This window comes from Bacillus sp. T2.9-1 (assembly GCF_950097965.1).
Taxonomy (GTDB): Bacteria; Bacillota; Bacilli; order Bacillales; family Cytobacillaceae; genus Niallia; species Niallia hominis.
The window spans coordinates 1-220 of sequence record NZ_CATNHG010000064.1; the positions used below are offsets into that span (position 1 = coordinate 1).

Annotated in this window: 1 protein-coding gene; it reads left to right on the forward strand. The window is 44.1% G+C overall.

What is annotated here, in order from left to right; genetic code table 11:
* A partial coding sequence (locus tag QQZ16_RS04420) for a UPF0236 family transposase-like protein (RefSeq protein ID WP_284561146.1) occupies positions 1–220 on the forward strand: 220 nt, incomplete at both ends.

The following is a 220-nucleotide window of genomic DNA, read 5'->3' on the forward strand; positions in this document are numbered from 1 at the left end:
TAACGCATCATCAGGAAACCATAAAAGATTACCGTAGTTGGTTACAGGAAAAAGGTGTGGACACGACAGCGTATCGTCCAATGGGAAGTGCAGAGGCGATGATGAATCAATTAGCCAAACGATTAAAAAATGGAAGAGCATGGAGCAAAAAAGGGGTCATGAGCATGGCGCGCTTGTGGATTGGATTGAAGGATGACCTATCCATCCAAACGATATATGG